This window comes from Vibrio sp. 779(2023), from assembly GCF_033344285.1.
Lineage (GTDB): Bacteria > Pseudomonadota > Gammaproteobacteria > Enterobacterales > Vibrionaceae > Vibrio > Vibrio alginolyticus.
In genome coordinates this window covers 85,692-98,888 of record NZ_JAWPOM010000003.1, presented here as the reverse complement: position 1 = coordinate 98,888, position 13,197 = coordinate 85,692, and the positions used below count along the sequence as shown (strand labels likewise).

General features: G+C 46.0%; 11 protein-coding genes. 10 read left to right on the top strand and 1 reads right to left on the bottom strand.

Annotated elements, in window-relative coordinates:
- Window positions 1–29: 29 nt before the first annotated feature.
- The gene (locus R8O70_RS05535) at window positions 30–1,616 is read left to right on the top strand and encodes a BCCT family transporter (protein WP_005373846.1); all 1,587 of its coding nucleotides are present in this window, start codon (window positions 30–32) and stop codon (window positions 1,614–1,616) included.
- Between the two features lie 62 nt (window positions 1,617–1,678).
- On the opposite strand, the gene R8O70_RS05530 is transcribed toward R8O70_RS05535, so the two are convergent.
- Window positions 1,679–2,407: a UTRA domain-containing protein gene (locus R8O70_RS05530; protein ID WP_005387087.1), complete on the bottom strand. Its 729-nt coding sequence runs from the start codon at window positions 2,405–2,407 to the stop codon at window positions 1,679–1,681.
- A gap of 210 nt (window positions 2,408–2,617) precedes the next feature.
- Here R8O70_RS05530 and R8O70_RS05525 point away from each other — a divergent pair, with 210 nt between their 5' ends.
- From R8O70_RS05525 to R8O70_RS05485, 9 genes are all read left to right on the top strand, one after another.
- A complete protein-coding gene (locus R8O70_RS05525; protein WP_005373851.1) occupies window positions 2,618–3,685 on the top strand; it encodes an ABC transporter substrate-binding protein in 1,068 nt (355 codons plus the stop codon).
- A 12-nt stretch (window positions 3,686–3,697) separates the two neighbouring features.
- Window positions 3,698–4,522 carry an alkaline phosphatase family protein gene (locus R8O70_RS05520; RefSeq protein ID WP_005373854.1) on the top strand — a complete coding sequence of 275 codons (825 nt, stop codon included), beginning with the start codon at window positions 3,698–3,700 and terminating at the stop codon, window positions 4,520–4,522.
- Window positions 4,519–5,409, top strand: a complete 891-nt coding sequence (locus R8O70_RS05515) for an ABC transporter permease (protein ID WP_158159465.1) — start codon at window positions 4,519–4,521, stop codon at window positions 5,407–5,409. The genes R8O70_RS05520 and R8O70_RS05515 overlap by 4 nt, the downstream gene beginning before the upstream one ends.
- 2 nt (window positions 5,410–5,411) lie before the next feature.
- Complete coding sequence (locus tag R8O70_RS05510) at window positions 5,412–6,200, top strand: ABC transporter permease (protein WP_065969830.1); 789 nt, start codon at window positions 5,412–5,414, stop codon at window positions 6,198–6,200.
- A complete protein-coding gene (locus R8O70_RS05505) occupies window positions 6,197–7,216 on the top strand; it encodes an ABC transporter ATP-binding protein (RefSeq protein ID WP_005373862.1) in 1,020 nt (339 codons plus the stop codon). The genes R8O70_RS05510 and R8O70_RS05505 overlap by 4 nt, the downstream gene beginning before the upstream one ends.
- A gap of 2 nt (window positions 7,217–7,218) precedes the next feature.
- Window positions 7,219–7,878 carry an HAD family hydrolase gene (locus R8O70_RS05500; RefSeq protein ID WP_017633566.1) on the top strand — a complete coding sequence of 220 codons (660 nt, stop codon included), beginning with the start codon at window positions 7,219–7,221 and terminating at the stop codon, window positions 7,876–7,878.
- Window positions 7,879–8,070: 192 nt separating this feature from the next.
- Window positions 8,071–8,727, top strand: a complete 657-nt coding sequence (locus R8O70_RS05495) for a TetR/AcrR family transcriptional regulator (protein WP_021707693.1) — start codon at window positions 8,071–8,073, stop codon at window positions 8,725–8,727.
- Entirely contained in the window at window positions 8,714–10,042 is a 1,329-nt protein-coding gene (locus R8O70_RS05490; RefSeq protein ID WP_258624633.1) for an efflux RND transporter periplasmic adaptor subunit, read from the top strand. The genes R8O70_RS05495 and R8O70_RS05490 overlap by 14 nt, the downstream gene beginning before the upstream one ends.
- Complete coding sequence (locus R8O70_RS05485; protein ID WP_132696597.1) at window positions 10,039–13,140, top strand: efflux RND transporter permease subunit; 3,102 nt, start codon at window positions 10,039–10,041, stop codon at window positions 13,138–13,140. The genes R8O70_RS05490 and R8O70_RS05485 overlap by 4 nt, the downstream gene beginning before the upstream one ends.
- Window positions 13,141–13,197: the final 57 nt, after the last annotated feature.

Genomic DNA, 13,197 nt, shown 5'->3' with positions numbered 1-13,197 from the left:
GCTTCATAGCCCTAAAAAGCGAAGTAATTATGTCAAATATGACGAATGCCGCCTCCCACACAGCGCCTATTCAGGATGCTGACTATTCTGCTATTCATCCCCCATCTTTACTCAAGCGCCTCGAACTCACCAATCCTGTCTTTTGGTTGAGTGGTAGCTTCCTCACTCTATTCGTTTTACTTGCTCTAACGAATACCGACTCTCTAACCGCAATGGTTAACACCGGCTTCGGCTTTGCTACTAAATATTTCGGAGCTTACTGGCAAGTACTGCTTCTTCTGAATTTCCTAATTGGTTTGGCTCTTGCGTTTGGTCGCACTGGTTATGTGCGCCTAGGTGGTCTAGCGAAACCTGATATTGATAACTTTAAGTGGTTGTCAATCGTACTCTGTACTCTACTTGCAGGTGGTGGTGTGTTCTGGGCCGCAGCTGAGCCTATCGCGCACTTTGTGACTGCTCCGCCTCTATACGGGGAAGCCTCACCGAAAACTGCCGCAATCAATGCCCTATCTCAGTCTTTTATGCACTGGGGCTTCTTAGCTTGGGCGATCCTTGGTGGTCTATCTTCCATTGTCTTAATGCACTTGCATTACGATAAAGGCCTGCCTCTTAAGCCGCGTACTCTGCTTTACCCTGTGTTTGGTGATAAAGCCATTAAAGGCTGGATTGGTGATGTTGCTGACGCATGTAGCATCATTGCAGTAGCAGCAGGAACCATCGGTCCTATCGGCTTCTTAGGTTTACAAATTAGCTACGCGCTAAATTCATTGTTTGGCCTGCCAGATACGTTCGTAACGCAAAGTATGGTTATTATGGCGGCGATCCTGATGTATACCCTTTCCGCACTGAGCGGTTTGAGCAAGGGTATTCAAATCGTCAGTCGTTACAACATCATTTTGTCTGTACTGTTAATTGGTTACATCCTGTTCTTCGGGCCGACAAGCTTTATCGTTGATGGCTACGTGCAAGGCGTTGGCCGTATGGTGGATAACTTCTTCCCTATGGCACTTTACCGTGGTGATACAGGGTGGCTAAGCTGGTGGACAGTATTCTTCTGGGGTTGGTTTATCGGTTATGGCCCAATGATGGCGATCTTTATTGCTCGTATCTCTCGTGGTCGTACAATTCGCCAATTAATCATGTCTATTAGCATAGCGGCACCGCTGATTACTTGCTTCTGGTTTAGTATCGTTGGTGGCAGTGGCCTTGCGTTTGAACTTGATAACCCAGGTTTGATTTCATCTGCGTTTGAAGGCTTTAACTTGCCTGCAGCACTGCTAGCGATTACTGGTGAATTACCTTACCCTATGATCATTTCGGTTCTGTTCCTGATCTTAACGACAACATTTATCGTGACGACGGGTGACTCGATGACTTACACAATCAGTGTAGTGATGACGGGCTCAACAGAACCAAACGCAGTGATTCGCTCGTTCTGGGGTCTGATTATGGGTATTGTCGCTATTGCGCTTATCTCAATGGGCTCTGGTGGTATTTCTGCATTGCAGTCTTTCATTGTAATTACTGCCGTACCTGTGTCTTTCATTTTGCTGCCAAGCATTTGGAAAGCACCCGGCATTGCAAGCAGAATGGCAAAAGAGCAAGGCCTCGTTTAAACCGCCTCTCTAACCAATATGCGAAAAAGAGCCCTTCATTGGGCTCTTTTTAATTCTGCGCTTTATCCTACGCTATCAATGCGAATCATCACGGCGTCTGGACGCCAATACTCGAATTCGCAGTCCATTAAATGCCCATCTTGTTTGTAGTTTACCCGCCGAATTTTCAGAACGGGTTGTCCTTCAGCTAGGTTCAACGCCTTAGCGACATGAGCAGGAGCTGACGTTGGAATCACATCAAAACGAGAGCGCTTTGTCTCGTAACCATACTTCTCACGATAAATGCCCGTCAGGGACATGGTGAGGTTCTCAGACAATATACCCTCAAACAGTGCCGCTTTGAGCACGTTCTCAACAAACAATACCGCTCGCCCATCAATAAAACGTAACCGTTCAATTACATAAATTGGGGTAATTCGCTCCACCTCTAACGATTTGGCATACTCACCTGCGGCCATTTCACTTCGCACGTTGAGTAACTTAGTTTCTGCAATACGATGCTGCTCTCGAATCATCTGATGGAAGTGAGAACGAGACAACGGGTTGTAACAGATACGCTCAGGAGATACATACCAACCCCGGCGCTCTTCTCGATAAATAAGACCTTCCGTTTCCAAAGACACCAACGCATCTTTGATAGTGATTCGAGTTGTAGAAAACAGCTCACTGAGCTCTCTCTCTGACGGCAGTTTTTGTCCTTCCGACATGATGCCGGAAAGAATCTGCTGTTTTAAGCTGCTTCTAATTTTTCCTAATTGGGTACCAAATTGTCCGGTGCCTGTCGCTCTCATTCTGATCTAGTCCAACGATAATTTGACGAATAACATAAGGCGTTTACGTAACAAAAATATGACATTAATCAACAGAACACATACTGAACGTATGAAATATAAGTGCCACATAAAATCAGCAAAACTGTCAAATTACTTGCGCTAAATCGTCACATTCCATCCATAGCATACAAAGCGAACTTACTGACCTAGTCCAGAAGGATGGAGACAATGAAAACTTTGCTAAGTCGTTCAATTACCGCACCAGCGGCAATCATTGCGGTAACGCTCGCTACGCCAACAGTAGCGAAAGAAGCCGATATTGAATCTTTGGTAGCAGCAGCACAAAAAGAAGGGGCGGTTTACAGTGTGGGTATGCCTGACAGTTGGGCAAACTGGAAAGACACTTGGGCTGATTTAAAGTCAAATTACAACCTTAAGCACCAAGACACGGATATGAGCTCGGCTCAAGAAATCGCAAAATTCGAAGCTGAGAAGAAAAACGCGACCGCAGACATTGGTGACGTAGGCTTTGCCTTCGCACGTGTAGCGGTTAAAAAAGGCGTCACTCAGCCATATAAACCAACAACTTGGAATGACATCCCAGATTGGGCAAAAGACGAAGATGGTCATTGGGCACTTGCTTACACTGGCACTATTTCTTTTATCTCCAACAATAACCTCGTAAAAGACGCGCCAAAAACGTGGGATGACCTATTAAAAGGCGACTACAAAGTGACCGTAGGGGACGTAGGCGTAGCAGCACAGGCAAACAACGCGGTTCTCGCCGCAGCGTTCGCCAACGGTGGGGACGAATCCAACCTCAAGCCTGCGCTCAAATTCTTTTCTGAACTCGCGAAGCAAGGTCGTCTTTCATTTACCGATCCGAACATCGCCAACCTAGAAAAAGGCGAAGTTGAAGTGGCGATCATGTGGGACTTCAATGCATTGAACTACCGCGACAAAATTGACCGCGACCGCTTTACAGTGAGCATTCCTCAAGATGGCTCTGTGATTTCTGGTTATACAACCATAATCAATAAATACGCGAAGAACCCTAATGCAGCAAAGCTTGCTCGTGAATACATCTTCAGCGATCAAGGGCAAATCAACTTAGCAGAAGGTTATGCGCGTCCAATCCGCACCAACATCACACTGCCTCAAGCAGTGCAAGACAAGCTAATTGCTAATGACCAATACAGCAATGTTCACCCAGTGACTGACTTCTCAGCTTGGGAAAAGTCCGCACGTAAGCTGCCACGTCAATGGCAAGAAAGTGTCTTAATCCACCAGCAATAAGAGTAAGTCGTTATGAGCAATAAGGTCATCCTTGTTGTTCTAGATGGACTGAACTATCAGGTAGCCCGTGATTGCATGGGCTACCTCAATGGTCTTCTAGAGCAAAGTCGTTCCCAACAAGAAACTCGCGCAACGCTTTATCCTGTGCAGTGTGAGCTGCCCTCTATGTCTCGCCCACTTTATGAGTGCATTTTAACGGGCGTTCGCCCTGTAGAAAGCGGCATCGTAAACAACAATATCGTTCGTCTATCCAAACACGATTCCATTTTCAGTTTGGCAAAAGCCCAAGGAAAAGTGACCGCTGCGGCTGCCTACCACTGGGTAAGTGAGCTTTATAATCGCGCGCCATTTGAACCTGTTCGCGATCGTTTCACGCATGATGAAACCCTGAATATCCAGCACGGCTGCTTTTACCATTGGGATCATTATCCTGATGAAGCCTTGTTCCTGGACGCAGAGTATTTACGCCGCAACTATCAACCTGATTTCTTATTGATCCATCCGATGAATATCGACGATACAGGACATAAGTTTGGCCTAGACTCTCGCCAATACCGCAATTGTGCGCGAGGTGCAGACATTATTCTTTCCAACTACATCGATCAATGGCTTGCTGATGGGTATCAAATCATTGTGACCAGCGATCATGGCATGAACAACGATCTTTCTCACGGTGGGATTTTACCTGAAGAACGAGAAGTTCCCCTGTTTGTCATTGGTGATAAGTTTACCCATCAAGATTGTCATATTAAGCAAACTGATATTTGTGGCACCGTTTGTCAATTGCTAAACCTTGACCACACGAAGCCATACACTCAGGAATTGTTAGCACTATGAGCAGTTCAGTCCTCTCCCCAAGCTCTAGCGAATCACGTTCAAATTTGGCAAGTACTTGGTTAAAGCGCTTTAAGCCAGCCATTTGGTTGGCACCTTTCGCACTGTTTTTCTATCTATTTCAACTCGCACCGATGATTTGGGTGCTGTTAAACAGCTTTATCTACGATGGCGAGTTTGCCTTCGATAACTACATTGAAGTGCTCGACTCCGCCTTTATGATGCAGGCGTTTGGCAACAGTTTGTGGTTAGCTGTGTGGTCGAGCATTTTTGGCTTAGCCATTGCGACTCTGTTGGTCTCTTCTCTACGCAGAGTCGATTCTAAAGTCCGCGACGGTGTGATTGCGTTTACGAACATGAGCAGCAACTTTGCAGGCGTACCTCTGTCATTCGCTTTTATCATTATTTTGGGCACCAATGGGGCGATTACCCTTTTGCTCAAGCAGTATGGCTTACTCGGTGATTTCGACCTTTATGGTAAATGGGGTCTGCTGGCCATTTACATCTACTTCCAAATCCCGCTGGCGGTGTTGTTGCTCTACCCTGCGTTCGATGCGTTGAGTGATGATTGGCAAGCAGCTGCTGCGCTACTGGGAGCCAAAACATCACAGTATTGGGCGAAAATCGCGCTGCCAGTGCTCTCACCAGCCTTATTCGGTACCTTTATTATCTTAATAGCCAACGCAATCGGCGCATATGCGAGTGTTTATGCGTTGACCTCCGGTAACTATAACGTCATCACAATTCGAATTGCGAGTCTGGTATCGGGAGACCTGTTCCTTGAACCTAATCTCGCCGCTGCAATTTCGGTGGTTCTAATGGTGTTACTTGCCTTTATCACATTGATTAACCAATGGCTCATTTCGAAAAGCTATGCAGGTAGGAAGTAGTCATGCACAACGTTAATACTCGATTCCATAAAACAGTGGTTTATTCCATTGTTGGGATCATGCTCATCCCGATTTTAGCGACCTTTGTCTATTCGCTTTCATCACGCTGGGGTGCCACGGTGCTTCCAGATGGTTTCACTTTTGATTGGTACGTTAAATTGCTGACCGACCCACGCTTTTTGCAAGCGTTTGGGCGTTCGCTGTTTATTTGTATTGCTTCGCTAACCCTCAGTGTGCTTCTGGTTCTGCCAGCGATATTCGTGGTGTTTTACTACTTTCCGAAGCTCGATAAGCTCATGAACGTATTGATTTTGCTACCATTCGCTGTACCACCAGTGGTGTCCTCCGTCGGCTTGCTTCAACTTTATGCTGACAGTGAAATCTCCCTTATCGGTACTCCTTGGATTCTAGTAGGTACTTACTTCACCATCGCGTTACCGTTCATGTATCGTGCGATTTCTAATAGCTTCGAAGCAATTAACCTTAACGATTTAATGGACGCTGCACACTTGCTAGGGGCAAGCACAACCAAAGCGTTTTTGATGGTCATTTTACCTAACCTCAAAAAAGGACTGATGGCATCGCTTTTCCTTTCATTTTCATTTCTATTGGGAGAGTTTGTGTTCGCCAATATTTTAGTCGGCACACGTTATGAAACCCTGCAAATCTACTTGTATAACATGCGTCAGACGAGCGGCCACTTTACGTCTGCCTTAGTGATGACCTACTTCCTATTTATTTTTTTACTGACTTGGTTGGCAAGTCGTTTCAGCCGAGGAGTCAAACAATGAGCTACGTAACAGCGAAAAATCTGACTAAACGTTTTGGTGATAACACCGTATTTGAGGACATTCACTTTAACATCGAGCAAGGTGAATTCATTACGCTTTTGGGCCCTAGCGGTTGTGGTAAATCGACACTACTTCGCAGCCTTGCTGGGCTTAACCCTGTCGATGGAGGCGAGATTTGGGTAAACGGAGAAGATATCACGCATCAAGTCCCGCAAGAGCGTGGTATTGGGATGGTCTTTCAATCGTATGCGCTGTTTCCCAATATGACCGTCGAAGGCAACATTGCATTTGGCTTAAAAATGAAAAAGCTTGCGAATGATGATATTCGACGTGAAGTGGCTAAAGTCATCAAACTGGTGGATCTGGCAGGTAAAGAAAAACACTATCCGCATCAACTTTCTGGCGGTCAGCGCCAGCGTGTCGCACTCGCTCGAGCATTGGTGGTGAAACCTCGCATATTATTGCTTGATGAGCCACTTTCTGCGCTTGATGCCAAAATCCGCAAACACCTTCGTCAGCAAATCCGAGACATTCAGAAAGAGATGAATCTCACCACTATCTTCGTAACTCATGACCAAGAAGAGGCGATGATTATGTCTGATCGTATCTTCCTAATGAGTAAAGGGGAAATTGTTCAAGCAGGAACACCTGAAGAAATTTATACTCATCCTGCTAACGAGTTTGTGGCCGGTTTCATGGGGCACTACAACCTTGTAGAGGCCAATAAAGCCAAGCAACTCTTCAACATTGATACCGAATGGAAAGTAGCGATTCGCCCAGAGTCTATATATGTAAAAGAGCAAGGTCGTCAATATGATAGCCACATCTCAGCGCCACAAGTAGGTACGATCACCAACCACCAGCTTCTAGGTAATGTTATTCGCTATCAAGTGAACGTTGAAGAGTGTGAGCTCACTGTTGACTTGCTTAACCGCTCTTCAGAACGCTTACTAGCGAATGGCAGCCAACTAGAGCTACTCTTTAACCTAAACGAAATTCAACCAGTGAGAGCCTAAACATGTCCAAACCTTTGTATGTTTTTGATATGGATGAAACCCTAATAAACGCTGACTGCGCAATGATTTGGAACGAGTTTATGGTTGAGAAAGGCATCGCGACTGATCCTTTATTTATTATGGAAGATCAGCGTCTAATGGCCTTGTACTCTGAAGGCAAAATGGACATGGAAGACTATCTAGCGTTCTCCATGAAGCCACTAGAAAACATGCCGATTGAAGAAGTAAATGCCTTGGTTGAAGAATGTGTTGAAAGCCATATTTTGCCTAAACAGTTCCCTCAAGCCAAAACCCTGATTGAGCAACTGTCTCGTGATGGTATAGATATGGTTATCATCTCTGCCAGCGTCACTTTTTTGGTGGAAGCCGTTGGTCGCCGTCTTAATATTCCAACCGCACTCGGAATTGATTTAATCGAGAAAAACAACCGTTATACTGCTGAAATCGACGGTATCCCGAGTTATCGTGAAGGCAAAGTCACGCGATTAAAACAGTGGCTAGAAAATCAGCCTGAGCCTTATTCCGAAATCCATTTCTATACCGATTCAATCAACGATTTACCGCTTTGTGAATACGCGAACTACGCTTATCTGGTAAATCCATGCCCACAACTAAAAGAACACGCCAACAGACCGAATTGGAGTGTGTTAAGTTGGGGGTGATATAGCCTCACAAGACCGTTCTTCCTAAGTAAATACTTTTCTATTTGTTCAAAGAGCAGTTCTTTCTGCTCTTTTTTACTTCTCTTCATCACAAATTAATCACTTGATTAAATACTGATTAATTTTTCACATGTCGCATGAGAAATCAGCGTCTTATAATTAATCAAATGTTTAATATTTTGAGAGAAGATTGTGACGGAAGCGCATCGAAGGGCGGGAAGACCCACAGATAATATCGACGCAAGGGAAAAACTGATTTTCCACGCGCGCGAACTCTTCACCATTATGGCTTATGACAAGGTCTCTACTCGCCTAGTCGCGCAGAAAGCAGGCGTGAACGTGGCGATGATTCGTTACTACTTTGGCAACAAAGAAGGCTTGTTCGAGACCATGTTGCGCGAAACACTGTCACCGATGCAAAAGCAGATGCAGACGTTGGTATCCAACAGTAACGAGCAAAACTTTCTCGATCTAATGCGCACCTACTACCGCGAAATGATCAAGGTACCACAGTTCCCACGCTTAGTTGCCCAAGTTATGAATATGCCCCCATCGGAAACCCAACGCAAACTGCTCGAAAAAGTCTTCGCAGATATCAGTAAGCCAATGCAAGGCGTGATCTTTGATAAGTTGATCGACAGTGGCGTTTTACGAAAAGACGCCGACCCTCAACTTTGTCGCGTCTCTTACATCAGCTTGATGGTATTTCCTTTTATGGCACCACCAGCACTGCTCGCCATTCATGGCATTGAACTTTCTGAAGCCTTCTTGAACCGATTATTCGAACACAACATACAACTGATGAAACATGGATTTTTAGACTCGGGCGACCAATATGAAGATAAATAAAAAGCTGCTGTTCTTTCCTGCTCTTGCGGTGGGGGTCGTCATTCTGTTTTTGGCGATTAGCCTCAAACCAGATTTGCCCGTAAAACCCGCTGGAGATCGTGCACGGTTGGTCGAGACGATTCCACTTGAGCTCAAAGCCATTGCTCCAGTAGCCATAGGGTTTGGCAAGATCGCCCCAAAAGTGGAATGGAAAGCGATAGCCGAAGTGACGGGGAAAGTGGTCTACCGCCATCCGCAGCTGGAAAAAGGACAAGTGTTGCAAGCAGGGACAGAAATCTTGCGAATCGACCCACTCGATTACGAACTGAAACTGGTTCAAGCTCAAGCCGATCTCAAATCTGCTCAAACCTCTCTGGCTAAGCTGAACCAAGAAGAAGCGAATCTCAAAAGCACACTCAAGATAGAAGCCAACCGTCTGGTTATCGCCAACAAAGAGTTAGACCGTAAACAAAACCTACGTAAAAAAGGCCTAACGTCTCAATCGGATGTAGATCAGCAAGAGCAAAGCGCGCTCTCTCAACGTAAGTTAGTACTGGATATTGAAAATCAAATTGGTTTGATGCCGGATGAGAAACGAGTCGCGGAAGCCCTAGTTAAAGTTAATGCATCAAAAGTGGATGAGGCCGAACGCTCGCTTGATAAAACCATCATCACCCTTCCTTACGATTTGCGCATTGCAGAAGTCGAGATTGAGCAAAACCAAGTGGTTAATCTACAACAGACCATGGTGACCGGGCATGGTATTGATGTTATGGAGGTTGAAGCTCAACTGTCCATTCATGACATGCAAACTTTGGCTGCGAGCATCGGTGAGTTTGTTCGTGATGAATCTGGTATTCCACAACCTGATATGAATGCGATTCATGCCAACATTGAACTCAGCAGCGGTAACCTCTCTGCAAGCTGGCCTGCGAAAGTTGCACGCATCAGTGAAACGGTTGATCCAAGCCAAGCGACTGCCGGTGTGATTCTGGAAATTGAACAAGACTACCGTGCATTAAACCCAACCTCTGCGCCTCCACTAGTGAACGGCATGTTTGTGCGAGCCTTGATTGAGGGACAAGAGAACCCGAGTTGGGTCATCCCAGAGCGTGCGCTTCATGGCGATAAGATTTACCTGATGGGCGATGACAATCGTCTGCAAGTCGTGACGGTTGAAGTGTTATATCGCCGAAATAACCAAGTGGTGATCGATGGCGAATTGGAGCAAGGTCAGAAACTGATCATCAACGATTTGCTGCCTGCGATTAACGGCATGCTATTGAAAGAGTCACCTGAACAGTCAGAAACGGCTATTGAGGAGTCTGATTCATGATCCGATTCTTCGCCAAGCACCCAACAGCAGCCAACTTGCTGATGCTAACGCTGCTGATATTGGGGATTTCTTCACTTTCCACGATTAAGCGGGAAACCTTTCCTGAGTTTGATCCGCCCTACATCCTAGCTGGTGTGGTTTACCCTGGCGCTTCCCCGCAAGAAGTCGAAGAGAGTATCTGTGTCCGCATGGAAGATGCTGTTGATGGCCTTGCTAACATTGAAGAAACGCAATGTGAAGCGATTGAAGGCTCTGCGCGTCTTATCTTAAAACTGAATGAAGAAGCCGACATCGGTCGCATGTTGGTCGACGTTCAGACTCAAATCAACTCAATTAATGACTTCCCACAAGAAATTGAGTCTCCTGTGGTCCAAGAGCTAGATTGGAATGAGCCCGTTGTGGATGTCGCGATCACTGCAGACACCACATGGCCAGAGCTAAAAGCCTATGCAGAACAACTTAAACGCACATTAAAGCTCGATTATGATGTGTCTTTGGTTGAAGTTGCAGGCTTCTCTGACCACCAATACCGAGTAGAGTTAGATACTCAAGCTATTCGACAACTTGGCTTAAGTGTTGGTGATATTGCTGAGCAGATTGGTCGTCAGAACGTCAAGCTGCCAAGTGGTAATGTCGAAACGCCAGATAAGAACTTTCTGATCCGCTTTGACGAACGACGCGTGACACCAGAAGAGCTTGAGACTATTGTCGTGGGCTCTGGTCCAAATGGATCAATCATCCGTCTAAGAGACATTGCGACGATTACCGACCGATTTGAATTGGACGAACAGAAAGTCCTCTTTGATGGTCACCCATCTGCCCTACTAAAAGTCAGCAAAAACAAAGAAGACGATGCACTGCGCATTAAAGAACGTGTAGCTCAATTTGTCCAAGAACAACAAGCCATTGCGCCAGATGGTGTGATGCTACAAATGACCAATGATCTTTCATCCGTGCTTTGGGATCGCCTGACCATGATGGTCAAAAACGGTTGGCAAGGTATCATTCTGGTTTTCGCCACCATGTGGTTGTTCTTTAGTTTTCGCTACTCTTTTTGGGTCGCAGCTGGTTTGCCCGTAGCCTTCTTGGGTGGCTTATTTTTGATGGCGCAACTTGGCCTGTCCATCAACATCATGTCTTTGGTCGGGTTACTCATGGCCATCGGTATCATGATGGATGATGCCATCGTTATTGCCGAATCGATTGCCGCTCACCTCGACCGAGGAGAAGAGATCGATGATGCCGTTATCAAAGGAGTGAAAAAGGTACTGCCAGGGGTAATTTCTTCCTTCCTAACTACGGTGTGTATTTTTGGTAGCTTGTTATTCCTGCAAGGTGAAATGGGTGCGGTACTTAAAGCAGTTCCTCAAGTTCTGATCCTCGTTTTGAGTTTGAGTTTGGTGGAAGCCTTCTTGATCCTACCTAACCACCTTTCTCATTCGCTACATAAACAAAAGCAAGAGCGAAAAACACCGAAGTTCAAACAAAAGCTGCTCGCTTCTTTTGAAAACTTCCGCAACACCACCTTGGTCAACGCAGTGGATAAAGTGGTCGAGTATCGCTATGCCTTTATGGGTGGTGTGGTTGCCTTGCTTCTTATCTCCGCTGCCACGTTAGTCGGTGGTTTACTCAAGTTCCAACCCTTCCCTGAGTTGGATGGCGACATTGCAGAAGCGCGCATTATTCTTCCTCCGGGTTCTTCTCTGTCTCAAACGGAAGCTGTCGTCGATAAGATCGTCGCTTCCGCTCAAAAGCTAGATAAAGAATGGACAGAGAAAGTGGAAGACGGCAACCCATTGGTTCTGCACATCACCAGTCAATTCAATGCTAACGCCGACGCGAATGAGTCTGGCCCTCACATTGCCACGGTACGTCTGGATTTGCTGGGCGCCGAGAGTCGTAACACACTCATCGATGAATTTATCGATGCATGGCGCGAAGACATTGGTGAACTTGCCGATCCTATCTCACTGGTATTTAAACAACCGACCATGGGGCCGGGTGGACGAGCAATTGAAATTCGAGCGAAGCATGATGATCTGGATGCGCTCAAAGCAGCTTCTATCGACATTCAACAATACTTGAATGAGTTTGACGGTGTCCATGGCGTATTGGATGACATGCGTATGGGTAAAGAAGAAGTCTTGGTTAAACTGCGTCCAGGCGCAGAAGCTTACGGGATTAACGGCCAGCTCATCGCCAATCAATTGCGTGCGGCTTTCTTTGGCCAAACCGCAGACGAAATCCAAGTTGGGGTAGAAAACATTTCCATCGAAGTTCGCCTCGATAAAGCACAAGCTGGTGACTTACAGCAATTGGCAAACTTCCCAATAATCTTGTCCGATGGCAGTCAAATCCCACTCGCGACCATTGCAACTTTGGATTTCCAACGTAATTACGTAAGAATCCAGCGCATTGATGGCTTGCGCACTGTGAGCGTATTCGGCGATATCGATAATACGAAAGCCAACTCAACCGCCATTATTCGTCAGTTCCAACAGGATGAAGCGCCAAAGCTTATGCAAAAGTATCCTGGTCTTCGCTTTGATTTTGAAGGCGAAGCCAAAGATACCGCTGAAACTGGGGCATCAATGGGTAAAGGCTTCTTGCTTGGTTTGTTTGGCGTGTTTGCGATTCTGAGTTACCAATTCCGCAGTTATTTGGAACCATTCGTGGTCATGCTTGCGATTCCCCTCGCTTTTATTGGCGTGGTATGGGGACACATCCTACTCGGTCACTCATTAAGTATGCCAAGTATGATGGGCTTCGTCTCATTAGCAGGGATTGTGGTGAATGACTCGATTCTGTTAGTTCAGTACATACGCCATCATGTGGATGAAGGGGATAATGTGCATGACTCGGTAGTCAAAGCCAGTCGGGAACGCTTTAGAGCAGTATTCCTAACATCAATGACCACTGCAGCAGGTTTGCTTCCGTTGCTGACTGAAACCAGTTTGCAAGCACAGGTTATCCAACCACTGGTTATCTCCATCGTGTTTGGTATTTTCGCATCCACTCTGCTGGTGTTGTTTATGATCCCTGCTGCGTATGCCATTTTAGCTGACTTCGGCCTAGTCCATAAGCACGAAGAAATCTAAAACGACTGATAAGTAAACTTATCAAAATGAACAAGAGCGGCTTAGGTCGCTTTTTGT

Bases quoted from the DNA above. Each gene is read 5' to 3' on its own strand.
- R8O70_RS05525 (WP_005373851.1), top strand. From the start codon at position 2,618: ATGAAAACTTTGCTAAGTCGTTCAATTACCGCACCAGCGGCAATCATT.
- R8O70_RS05530 (WP_005387087.1), bottom strand. From the start codon at position 2,407: ATGAGAGCGACAGGCACCGGACAATTTGGTACCCAATTAGGAAAAATT.
- R8O70_RS05520 (WP_005373854.1), top strand. From the start codon at position 3,698: ATGAGCAATAAGGTCATCCTTGTTGTTCTAGATGGACTGAACTATCAG.
- R8O70_RS05500 (WP_017633566.1), top strand. From the start codon at position 7,219: ATGTCCAAACCTTTGTATGTTTTTGATATGGATGAAACCCTAATAAAC.
- R8O70_RS05485 (WP_132696597.1), top strand. From the start codon at position 10,039: ATGATCCGATTCTTCGCCAAGCACCCAACAGCAGCCAACTTGCTGATG.
- R8O70_RS05490 (WP_258624633.1), top strand. From the start codon at position 8,714: ATGAAGATAAATAAAAAGCTGCTGTTCTTTCCTGCTCTTGCGGTGGGG.
- R8O70_RS05510 (WP_065969830.1), top strand. From the start codon at position 5,412: ATGCACAACGTTAATACTCGATTCCATAAAACAGTGGTTTATTCCATT.
- R8O70_RS05535 (WP_005373846.1), top strand. From the start codon at position 30: ATGTCAAATATGACGAATGCCGCCTCCCACACAGCGCCTATTCAGGAT.
- R8O70_RS05515 (WP_158159465.1), top strand. From the start codon at position 4,519: ATGAGCAGTTCAGTCCTCTCCCCAAGCTCTAGCGAATCACGTTCAAAT.
- R8O70_RS05505 (WP_005373862.1), top strand. From the start codon at position 6,197: ATGAGCTACGTAACAGCGAAAAATCTGACTAAACGTTTTGGTGATAAC.